The 229-nt window shown below is 40.6% G+C and carries 1 protein-coding gene; it reads left to right on the forward strand.

All coding sequences use genetic code 11. The annotated features are described in order from the left end of the window. On the forward strand, positions 1 to 229 hold a 229-nt coding region (locus AAEY79_RS16685), incomplete at both ends, for a class I tRNA ligase family protein (protein WP_352289957.1).

Genomic DNA, 229 nt, shown 5'->3' on the forward strand with positions numbered 1-229 from the left:
GATTTATACCTTGAAGGTTCTGATCAACACCGTGGTTGGTTTATGTCATCAATGATGACTTCAGTGGCAATTAATGGTCATGCACCATACAAGCAAGTGCTTACGCATGGCTTTACGGTTGATGAAAACGGCCGCAAAATGTCTAAGTCATTAGGCAATGTTATTTCGCCACAAAATGTGATGAATAAACTGGGCGCTGATATTTTACGTTTATGGGTAGCATCAACTG

Source organism: Psychrobacter sp. GW64-MNA-CIBAN-0177, assembly GCF_040309585.1.
Lineage (GTDB): Bacteria > Pseudomonadota > Gammaproteobacteria > Pseudomonadales > Moraxellaceae > Psychrobacter > Psychrobacter okhotskensis.